Raw genomic sequence first — 9978 nt, 5'->3', positions numbered from 1 at the left:
TCACGCCCTCTTTTTTTCTATTTTTTTCTGAGCGGATTCCTCTTTCAACTGGGCAACCTGTACTGGATCTTCCACGTGCTCGACCATTATACGAAATTAGGGACCCTCCTTTCCGCCGGAATCCTGGTTCTTCTTTGTTTCCTTCTATCTCTCTTCTGGGGCGCTTTCGGGGCGATGCTGGGAGTGTTCCGTTCGCGTTTGGGAATGCAGATTGCCATGCTCACCGCTCCATTTCTGTGGATCACTCTGGAATGGCTTCGCAACCTCTTCATTCAATTCCCCTGGTGCCTGCTCGGGTATAGTCAGTACAGCCAACTAGCGATTGCCCAACTAGCCAGCGTCACAGGAGTTTACGGGTTGTCCTGGCTCCTGATGGCCCTCAATGCCGCATCTACTACTGTATTAGTTCTTAGAAAATGCATCTATCTCGCAGTAATGATTACCGCCTTGTTGTGTATTGCATATTTCGGAAATCGTATCATTTCACGGCCGGTAGCCGGAGACCCGATCACCGTCGGTTGTATTCAGGGGAACATTCCACAGGGCGTCAAATTGCGCTACGAGTTTGCCGAAGAAATCAACCGGAAACAATTGCGGATGACTGAAGAGTTAATCCGTGCCCGCAAGCCGGACCTAATCGTATGGTCCGAATATTCCACCTTATTTCCGCTTGGCGAAGGCGGTCTCTGGTCGGAGCAAATCATGAATCTCGCACGGCACAGCCGGACGCCACTGCTGATTGGCAGTGATTTCTTCGATCGCGGCAGGGTATACAACAGCGCGTTTCTTGTAAACAGCAACGGCGAGATTGAAGGCCGATACGACAAGATGTATCTGGTCCCATTTGGCGAATACGTGCCGTTGCGTTCGATTTTGTTTTTTGCGGGAAAGGTGGTTCCGGAGATCTCTGATTTTTCTCCCGGACGGAACTACGAAACATTTCTGTTGCGCGGTAATAAGTTTTCCGTCCAAATCTGTTTTGATGTCATCTTTCCGCAATTGTCCCGTCAGTTCTCTCTACGTGATGCTTTTCTCCTGGTGAATATCACCAACGATGCATGGTTTGGTGACACTTCCGCTCCACGCCAGCACTTCGCGATGGCTGTCATGAGGGCGATCGAGAACCGCCGTTATATGGTGCGCGTCGCCAATACGGGAATCAGTGGGATCATCGATCCGTATGGCCGCGTTCTGCAGTCCGCAGGTGTTTTTGTGCCCGCCATCCTTTCGGGTGAAGTAAAGTGGATTGCGGAAAGGACATTCTATACTCGCCACGGGGACTTGTTTGTGTATGCTGCCATCTTTCTCAGCTCTGCGGTTTTGATCGCAGCGGCTTTCTTCCCCCAACGGTTTCACCGCAGCTCCACTAAACCAGGGCCAAATGGCGGCTAGCACAATAGGGCAAATAGGTCTGTGTAAAAATAATCTCGAAGAATTGCCGAACTGGGTTTTCAATCCAAACACGTATTACTTCAACAATAAAACTGCTCCAATCTTGAAGAACTGGAAATTCGACATGCTGTCTTTCGTCCGCTGCTCTGGGCATATAGCCCGGCAGCAGCTGAAAAACACGAAAATTCTGAATCGTGCGTCAACTCTTGTTGACGCGCTTAGGTTCTTGAATGCAATAGGCTTGCGGGAGGAGGCGGAGCTTTCACCCTGAAGCTGCAAACCGCCTGAGAGAGCAAGGAAGCCCTCTACCCTCGGAAGAGAGGTTGAGCTTGTCTGGCTCATTATTTGAATATGACGCTTGCGCATGGAGTGTGCCTCAAAAAAAGAGAAGTTCTACCGTCCCAGACATCCCGAGAAGACTCCATTCTATTCGGTGCTCTTTCACCATTTCGACCGCTTTGTGGGTGAATACGATCTCCGTTTTGAAAAGCACTATGGCAAGTGGAGGGGTGTGATCGGATATGTGGTGGAAAAGTATTTGGATTGTGGCAACCTCAAAAATGGATTTGCGAGGATCCGGTGTCCTACCTGCAAGGATGAGTACCTACTGGCGTTTTCTTGCAAGACAAGAGGTTTTTGCCGATCCTGTTGTGCCAAACGATCCGTTCTGTGGGGTGAGTTTGTTCGCGAGAAAGTGCTCGCAGATTGTCCGCACCGGCACGTTGTATTTTCGATTCCCAGGACGTTTCGCATCTTCTCGCCGCTACAGAGGAGCCACCAAATTTGGCCCTCTTGCCACGATGAGCGTTGGAGTAGGCTCCATAATAATGGACAAGCTGAGCGCCCTTTTCGGGAATATGACAGGTCACTTTAGCAATCCACTCCAAATAATCAAAGATCTGACCCGCCGGTTCAAACAGAGAGTCGCATCGATCGTTTGGCACTGACCCGCCCGGCAGAAATTCCAAAGTTAACATTCGCTCCATTCCGGGTTTCTGACCATTTAATTTTGCCGCGCATTTTCCGGCCCAGTTCGGAACCTGTTGTGGAAAACCTTGTTCGTAACCAATGTTTCTACCGCCGGCATCATAGAAATAGTTCAGCATTTCCCTTCAGGCGTCATCCGGGAAAGCAGCCTTCCATCGGGGCCGTAGTGAAAACAAGAAAATTTTTCCTGAAACAAAATACCCAATGGGAAATCATGAATGCTCTCCAGGTTTCCGAGGGAATCAAAAGAGAGTTCACGAACCGATTCGGGACTATTGATGGTGTGCGGTTGGTTCGCGCGGTTATAGAAGTAGTCAATGGTTCATGGAACAGCGTTCGGATCCTTCGCCTGGGTGATTTTATCGAGACGTCCTGCAGGATCGTAGAAAAAAGTCTCCACCTTCCCTGGAGTATTTCCATATGTCTGCTGGCGCTTTCGCAAAAACCCGGTGCTACTATCATATTCGAATGAACGCTTTAGAGTTTGATCGACATTACCCAGAACTCCGGCAAGAGTCGGTGCTGCGCCCTTAGCGTCGATATCCCAAATGTGAGCCCAGGAACCGTCGGTACTCACGACGTCTTTTGGGTAAATATCAGCAGGATTGTCATAGTAGAACTGCGTGACTACCGGGTCTTTCCCATTTCCTACATCGGCTTTAATCTGAGCGATTCTGGAAAGTGGGTCCTCTGTTTCTCGCAAGAAATTCAGATGAGTTGATTCAGAAGATAATCCACCTGAATAGAGATCCTGGATTTGACCCTCACTATTATGTTGAAGTTTGACTAGTTTTGGATTTTGCTCCCCCTCAAACCCCGGGGCGGGGAAAACCCAGATACGTTCAGGAAGATCGAAAGGATTGTTGACCTCCAGAATAGAGTTGCTTGTGATGGTGCAGACTCTTTTCCGAGCCAATGGTTGTGCCTGATCAGGTACCGGATACGCGATACCGCGATTGAGGGAGCCGTTATGAGGGTTAAAATTGTAATCGGTAGATTCATAGGCGACGTATTGTTGCGGATTCTGCTGATCCGGAGTAAATAACACTTCGCGTAAAACCCGTTGATTCTTGTCCAGATAGAGCGTCCGAACTGAGTCATAAAGATCGTAAACGACCGTGGCAAGGACGGGCAATTGAGGAGCTGCAGCGGCCCCTTTATTGATCTGTAAAGCACCGACTCCGCCTGCGCCGTCATCAGGGACAAATGTTTACAGAATCAAAGTGATCAAAATCTTGAACAAATTGAGAATTGGCATGACTGGCGGGCCAGGGAATGATGTGGTCAAAGATTTTATAGCCTTGATGATTTGCCCATTCTTGTTCCAGAGGAAGGTCGTGGTATTCCAGCCGAATATGCTTTTCAGGAAGATCCAGTTCTCCCAGTTGTTGGTCAATGACTCGATCAAAGGAAATAATTGTTGGATCCATTCCAAACTTATTCTTGATTACCAGACGGCCCTCGGCATCATGAATCGTGGTTAAATTGTGATTGAGATAGGTCCAGTCCCCATACCAATATCTCCAATCGCCATTGCCGTCTTTTACCAAATGCTCATCCAGGCAGCGGCTATAGCAGGAGTCAACAGAATAATTTTGACAGTAGGGGCGAAGATACTTTACGTAATTTTCTTTGCAATTATCAAGAATCTGACGGTAAAGCCAGTTATTACTGCAATCGAACAAACAATCCTCATAGCAATGCAATTCCCCTCCGTTGTAGCAAACGTTTGCGCAACCTCTGCGACAACTCTCTACGGTTCTGTTGTACCAATCCGTGCAGTAATGCGGAACGCATATATCGATATTCGTACATGTGTTCATTGGATCGCGGGGTGAACATTCCCTCTTGCATTTCCTGTTTGCAATGGTCGTTGGCAAAGTATCAGCAACAAAGTTCCAATAATTCACAACATCTTTCTGAGGAGCGAAGAAACCGTTCAAATATCCGTAGCGTTCGCCGTTGCCATTCGCATCGATTACCTGTCTCAGTTCGCCGTAACCGGGGGATGCCGGTTCAAGATCAATATCGAACTTCAACAAATAACGGGTTTCAAACCACTGTTCATTGGATCCGGACTCTTCATAAATGTCCGGCACTTCTACGTGGTAGAAAATGGAATCCAGAAAATTGTCTTCGCGGACAATGTTTCCATCATTGTCTTTGAGCTCAACCTTCCGGTAAGTGAAGTGAATTTTTCGTCCTGTGGTATCGGTGACGCTGAGTATCATGGGATGTTCAAAACCGTAACGTCCCTGCGCCCATTCAAATAGTGATTTGATGCCCAAGATTGTCCCGAATCGCTGTGAGGGGGTACCAGGGCAGAAGCTCATTATTTTCGTCCCGTGTGGTAGAAAAGACATATTCCAAACCGGAACCATCTTTCATAATCAAAACGCTTTTCGATTTGATGCGATCCACTTCAAGCTTTCACGTGAGACCAATTCCCGGTTCTACAGGCTTATATGATGAATTGAACTCCGCCATGCCCAGTTGTCCGTCCACTAGAAAGTAACTATATCCGCAGTATCCCGTATCTCTTTTCGCCGAGTAAATTCTTTTTTCAAGATTGAAGCTCCACCCGTGACCAAGAACTCCCAAATAATCAGCATGACTGCGATAGGTTCGTGTGAAAACAAGATCCGGTCCAAAACCTGGAAAACTAAAATCTGTTTTTTGAAAAAACATCTCACCATTGGGGAGGATGGGTTCTCCAATCGGTGCTCCATCGAAATCGCCGGGCGTACTACCAGAACCCAGGTTACCAGGCGGAGAAGGGTTATTCCCCTGTTGGCCGGGGACAGGAATGAATTTGGTTTGCTTGACGGGCGGTAGATATTTCTGTTCGACGACAGTGCAGTTCTCTAACGTTTCTTCGCAATTCTTTCCACCAGCATCACAACGAAGAACCTGGCAAAAGTTTGGTATCGCCAGGTCCGCGTAGGATTTACTGGAGAGAAGGAACAGGATAATGAACGCAGTAGCGTGATAAAGAAAACGCCCACAAAAATGCCTTCGTGTCATACAAATGCCCCCGTCTGTTGATCCGCCTAACAGATAAGAACGCGCAAAAACGCGGAGAACAGTACCATTTGGGGAAACTGAATTTGTCAGGCCGGCGTGCAGAAAAATGGATTTCCTTAACCCGGTGAGGTTGCTACCTTAATTCACGAAACATTCCAAAGCTCGAATCAGCGATTATTTCTATAAAGAACTCGGGGTCTGACATAAAATTGCAGGTGGCAGCTAATCAATTGGAGCATCCATATGGAGCACCCATTAATTGAGTCAATTCCCGACCGACGTCATGATGGGTCGCCCTGTTATAAAGGATACTCGAATGTCAATATCTGCTAAGGCCATTCTGCAGTCTCTATATCCCGAATTCTTGCCGTATGGCAAGAATTCGGGATACACTTGAAGTTGATGGCCTGGGTATGTGACGATTTTCACACGTTCCATATGATCAGGGAAAAAACAATTTCTTATAACAAACACAAGAGAATTTCAGCAACGAGAGGTTGAGGGACCAAGCCAAATACTTTTGACCGTTATGGATCGTGTTACAGTATCCGAGACCGCAAATTCTAACTTAGGATAAGTCATGATTTTTCGGAGGGCCTTAGCAAATGCGGAGCGGGTCAATCGAACGCTCGAAACGTTGATCGACGAATATCAGGCGACCCTAGACTTATCGAAAGAGCTTGTTCAGAACGCAGACGAAACCTTGGATCTTCTAGATGATGCGAGGAGCTCACTAGGAATCATAAACAATCTTTTGGGTATATTGAACCTCGCCCGCGGACGCATTGGCACAAGTCTCAGAACGATTCCGAGATTTGGGCCGGCCATCGCAGCAGCTATTCAAGGCATTATAGCGAGCCTTAGGATCGTAGTGAGATTTTTAAGAGTGGGCATCACATTGGTTCGGCCAGGAGTGAAAAGATTCAAGATGGCTGTCGAGGACTTGGAACCCTTTGTGCGTGTCATCGACCTTCAATTTCAACCGATAAACTCCGCTGTTAATCGGACCCTTTGGGCGGCACGCATCTTAGCATCTCAGCAGGATATCATCGAACCCCCGCTCCCCGATTCCTACAAGCGGCGCCTTACCCAAATCTTGGATCAAGTGGAGCCTTATATTAATCGATTCGGAAGTCTGGTTGTGCAGCTTCGAGACGTTAATAGACAGATTCGTAACCTTAATACGACGATTTCACTTCTAAATGTGGCACTACGTCAGGCGAGTTTCAGTTGGCGTCTGGCTGTATCATTCGCCCAGCTCGCGGTTTTTCTTGTGCAAGCAGTAGAGGCGTTGCTTGGTCCACTGCTCGACGCAATAGCCGCTGTCGGGTCGGCATTGAGCCAACTTTTTTCGCCCATTCAGGCTTTGATTAATAGACTGCTTGCCCCATTGGCCCCTCTTCAAAGAAAACTTATGTCGTTAGAGCAAAGGCTTCTCAATGAGATCAATCAATTCCAGACGATGGTCAAAAAAGCATTTGACGATCTCGTGCAGCCTTATCTTCGCGCGTTCCAAATTTATGCCAGAGTCCTTCGCCTGATATTAGATCAATTTTTGGGCCGTCTCATTGAAATCCAGCGACTTATCGAACAGTTGCTCGCGCTCTTAAATCCCGTTGCCGAGTGGAAAGATGCCATTGAATTCGCAACCCCTGATAATCTCAAAGAACTTGAGCGGATTATTCGTGACCTGATCGAGGAACTGGGTCTTCAAGACGAAGAGGAAGGCAGAGGTGCGGTGCGAGTCCGAAAAGCGGCGCGAATAGCCAAGCTCATTGACGACGCTCGAACGGTAATAAATAACATAGAAGACCAGACGTTAGGAAAACCACTGGCCCCCATTAAAATGGAGTGGTTGTCGCGGATGAGCAAGCTCACACACAACGTCCTTGATGAGCTGGGACGTCTGAGACGGGAATTACCAAAGCAACGTCGGGACCAGCTTTCTGAAGGGGTAGCCAGCCGAGCCATCACTCGACTTCAGGAGTTGAGGTCCGAATTAATCACGATCCAGAGCGAGATCACTGGACTGGCTTCAAAGACGAAAAGCCGACTCCCCCGAGGGTATCGTCAAGATTTAAGGCGCTATCTCAATCGGGCCTCATTTTTTGAACCTGTGGATCTATTGACGGCTCCGAAAAAGAGAAAATCAAAGGAACGTATCCCTATTCTGGAACTTGATCGGAAAAAGCTCATGTTTCGATTCAATATCAGCCCACTAGATCCTCTGTTTGATCTGACCCGTCCTGTATTGGAAGCCGCCGACTTTTTACCTAAGGATGTCTTTCCACCTTCATTAGTAAAAAGGACCGGCTCCCGAATCGAATTGAGAAAAGGCCGAGGCAACCGAAGGAGGAAACGCTAATTTATTGCGCACCGGCCATGGTCATAAAATCGGCAATCACCGGGAGGTGATCGGGATCAGAAAAGTATTGCAGGAAAAAGGGCTCGTCTTGAGGAAGTTTTTTCCCAAAATCGACAATTTTCTTTGAGTTTTTGACGTAAAAGTCTCTCATCCCAATCGTCCAAATCAGGTCATCCAGGATCAGGAACGCCGGATTTTTGCGAATTTTGATTCTGTTCTCATCTTTGCTGATTTTGCTGAATATTCCCATGGCTTTTGTATCAGGATCCCGGTCCAGATTGGCGATCTCCTCATATTTTGTTTTCAGTGCTCCAAAGACATTTGAATTAAAATCGCCGCCAATGATGACCTTTCCGTTTTTGTCCAAAAGTCTACCAGTGTTCTCAATGTTCGCTCCGGTCTGCCTTTGATTGGCAGCAAAATGTGCGCAGCCAAATTTGAATTTTAGTTCCGGTTCACTATCTTTTACGGTGCACCTGACAAAGTGAATTTTCCGTCTTGCGTCAATGTCTTTGTTACCGTCTTCATCACATGTAAGAACTTCCGTGTTGACAATAATCGGGCAGAATTCGGTCCGGGTCACTTCCCGTTGCTCGGCGGTTCCTCGAAAGTTATAATTGTGGGTAAAGTCAAAGACCTTCTTCCCGCTAATAATCTTATATTTGCCTCGCACTATCATTCCATCCCTTTTAAGCAGTTCATGATCGCTTTTTCTTTCTTTAATCGTCCGCTTCACTGGTCTAATGAACTTCAGCGTGCTCAAATACACCTCTTGAACGGCTAAAATGTCGATATCGATGGAAGGGGATTCCATAAGGTCAAACACCTTCTCCCAGGTCTGCTCGCTCCCAAAGAGAGTTCTTAAAGTATTAGGCGATTTGGCCTTTTGGGCAGACATCACTAAGGCATTATAGGTACCGGTTCGAAACTGAACCATCGGCGGTGGCGCCGCCAGCGGGACGGTCTCTCCCTCCTCAGGGATGCTAAGGCCATCATTAGGATCAAGTGGGTCAATATCAGGTTCATTGGCCTCCTCAGCCAACTCGGAGCGCTGTCTTCCCTCCAGGTCGGCCTCATCGACAATTCTTGACACTGCAGGAGGCTCTTCCTCTCCGCCACGACGAGGTATCCTGAAGCCAGCACAGTTGATGATGACAAGGCACAAGATAGCTAAGGTCAGAATTCTTGACCAAGCTTTATCGCGATAGAGAAAGTAGAGCCGATTTATTGATAAGCTCATCATCCTACATAGGGACCGTCTTTAACCAAATGCCACCCATTCAGGTTCTGTAGAAATTCGAAGTTCCAACACAAGAAATCAGTTTTCGATCAGTCCTTTCGCCCCCTGTTTTTCTATTTTAGAGTGTAGATAGCAAAAAAACAAACAGGGAAGCATTCATTGAATCCTGGGGCCCTGCGCGTCCTTGATACCCAGGGTGCGGGATATGGCTGGAGATCGAATCAAGGCATCACTATGTTGGAGTGGATCCTGATGTGATGGATCGAGTAACGCGGGAAGCAAAGGCGCGTTGAATATCCTCACAGAGCCTGGTTAATTTAATTCTGCAAGAAGCTCTAACGAAGTGGTAACGCGGAAGTTCTCAAGATCAAGAATGTTCTTGAACTCAAAAGGCTGGCGCACGATAATTCCACTTACCGCGAAGCCGTGATGTCCTCTTAAATCGTGGAGAAAGACGATCAGGAAGATCGGCCGGTAACACTCAAAGGTACAAAATATCTTTCAAAACTTCACACGTTCTCTCTCGCCTCAACGCAAGCAGGCCTTAACAAGCCTCTGTCCGAACTCGTAAATACGACGCTAGAATCTCTCCGAACACGGGATGTTAGACCTGCTTGATGTTTTTGTAACGGCAGACCGAATTACGAATTTTACCTCCCACCTTACACATTCTGGAACAAAGGAGATAAGGACAAGGGAACAACTCCGCCCGTTAATTATCCTTAATATCTTCGGTGAGGCCACCAATGTTGGGATCAAGCGAAAGGATAAGCATTTGCTTTTGGGTCAATCGGGCGAAAGCGGCAAAGATAGGTTGGTGTTGGCTTATCTTCGCCTTCATTCTACTCCCTTTTCACCATTTTTTACGTCTGCAGGCGTAAAAAATGGTGAAAAGGGAAGACAAAGTGGGAAATGGTGGTAGCTCGGGCGATGATCAGGTGGCGTGAAAATAGACGACTTCTGACTGGGG

Annotated in this window: 7 protein-coding genes; 2 read left to right on the top strand and 5 right to left on the bottom strand. The window is 47.4% G+C overall.

Annotated elements, in window-relative coordinates; genetic code table 11:
* The coding region (gene lnt / locus L0156_30405) for an apolipoprotein N-acyltransferase (protein ID MCI0607313.1) at positions 1 to 1392 on the top strand (1392 nt) is incomplete at its 5' end.
* Between the two features lie 584 nt (positions 1393 to 1976).
* On the opposite strand, the gene L0156_30400 is transcribed toward lnt, so the two are convergent.
* From L0156_30400 to L0156_30385, 4 genes are all read right to left on the bottom strand, one after another.
* Complete coding sequence (locus L0156_30400) at positions 1977 to 2498, bottom strand: hypothetical protein (protein MCI0607312.1); 522 nt, start codon at positions 2496 to 2498, stop codon at positions 1977 to 1979.
* Positions 2499 to 2701: 203 nt separating this feature from the next.
* Positions 2702 to 3514 carry a hypothetical protein gene (locus L0156_30395; protein MCI0607311.1) on the bottom strand — a complete coding sequence of 271 codons (813 nt, stop codon included), beginning with the start codon at positions 3512 to 3514 and terminating at the stop codon, positions 2702 to 2704.
* A gap of 61 nt (positions 3515 to 3575) precedes the next feature.
* A complete protein-coding gene (locus L0156_30390; protein ID MCI0607310.1) occupies positions 3576 to 4667 on the bottom strand; it encodes a hypothetical protein in 1092 nt (363 codons plus the stop codon).
* A gap of 142 nt (positions 4668 to 4809) precedes the next feature.
* Positions 4810 to 5403 (bottom strand): DUF6531 domain-containing protein, encoded by a 594-nt coding sequence (locus tag L0156_30385; protein ID MCI0607309.1) that lies wholly within the window; start codon positions 5401 to 5403, stop codon positions 4810 to 4812.
* A 580-nt stretch (positions 5404 to 5983) separates the two neighbouring features.
* Between L0156_30385 and L0156_30380 the strand changes: the two genes are divergently transcribed.
* A complete protein-coding gene (locus L0156_30380) occupies positions 5984 to 7768 on the top strand; it encodes a hypothetical protein (GenBank protein MCI0607308.1) in 1785 nt (594 codons plus the stop codon).
* 1 nt (position 7769) lies between these two features.
* Here the strand turns inward: L0156_30380 and L0156_30375 are convergent, their stop codons facing one another.
* Entirely contained in the window at positions 7770 to 9008 is a 1239-nt protein-coding gene (locus tag L0156_30375) for a hypothetical protein (GenBank protein MCI0607307.1), read from the bottom strand.
* Positions 9009 to 9978 lie beyond the last annotated feature (970 nt).

The organism is bacterium (assembly GCA_022616075.1).
Classification (GTDB): Bacteria; Acidobacteriota; HRBIN11; order JAKEFK01; family JAKEFK01; genus JAKEFK01.
Note: the sequence above shows the minus strand (reverse complement) of the source record. Positions and strands in the feature narration are given on the sequence as shown.

Bases quoted from the DNA above. Each gene is read 5' to 3' on its own strand.
- L0156_30400 (MCI0607312.1), bottom strand. From the start codon at position 2,498: ATGCTGAACTATTTCTATGATGCCGGCGGTAGAAACATTGGTTACGAA.
- L0156_30385 (MCI0607309.1), bottom strand. From the start codon at position 5,403: ATGACACGAAGGCATTTTTGTGGGCGTTTTCTTTATCACGCTACTGCG.
- L0156_30380 (MCI0607308.1), top strand. From the start codon at position 5,984: ATGATTTTTCGGAGGGCCTTAGCAAATGCGGAGCGGGTCAATCGAACG.
- L0156_30375 (MCI0607307.1), bottom strand. From the start codon at position 9,008: ATGAGCTTATCAATAAATCGGCTCTACTTTCTCTATCGCGATAAAGCT.